The 525-nt window shown below is 59.8% G+C and carries 1 protein-coding gene; it reads left to right on the top strand.

All coding sequences use genetic code 11. The annotated features are described in order from the left end of the window. Positions 1-51: 51 nt before the first annotated feature. On the top strand, positions 52-525 hold a 474-nt coding region (locus tag PKE99_RS39495; RefSeq protein ID WP_271215190.1), incomplete at its 3' end, for an acetamidase/formamidase family protein.

The raw sequence follows: 525 nt of genomic DNA, 5'->3' as shown, positions 1-525 counted from the left end.
CTAGGCGCGGAACCGGTCCCCAGAGGCCGGTCGCCAGTCAGGGAGCAAAGCATGTCCAGAACCGTATTCAAGGTCGAACTTAACAAGGCCCCCGAAGAGGCCATTCAAAAGCCGCATAACCGCTGGCATCCCGATATTCCGATGGTCGAGACCTTCAAGCCCGGCGAGGTGCTGCGGGTTGAATGTTATGACTGGACCGGAGGCCAGGTCGGCAACAATGACAGCGCCAATGATATCCGCGATGCGGATCTGACGCGGGTGCATTACCTTTCCGGTCCCTTTGGGTTCGAAGGTGCCGAGCCGGGCGATCTGCTGGTGGTCGATATTCTGGATATCGGCGCGCTGCCCGAGTCGCGCTGGGGCTTTAACGGCCTGTTTGCCAAGGAAAACGGCGGCGGCTTTCTGACCGAACATTACCCCGAAGCCGTCAAGTCGATCTGGGATTTCGAGGGTATCTATACCACCTCGCGCCATATCCCCGGCGTACGCTATCCGGGCCTGATTCACCCGGGCCTGATCGGCTGT

Origin of the sequence: Pseudonocardia halophobica (genome assembly GCF_027922425.1) — a bacterium.
Classification (GTDB): domain Bacteria; phylum Actinomycetota; class Actinomycetes; order Mycobacteriales; family Pseudonocardiaceae; genus Pseudonocardia; species Pseudonocardia halophobica.
Note: the sequence above shows the minus strand (reverse complement) of the source record. Positions and strands in the feature narration are given on the sequence as shown.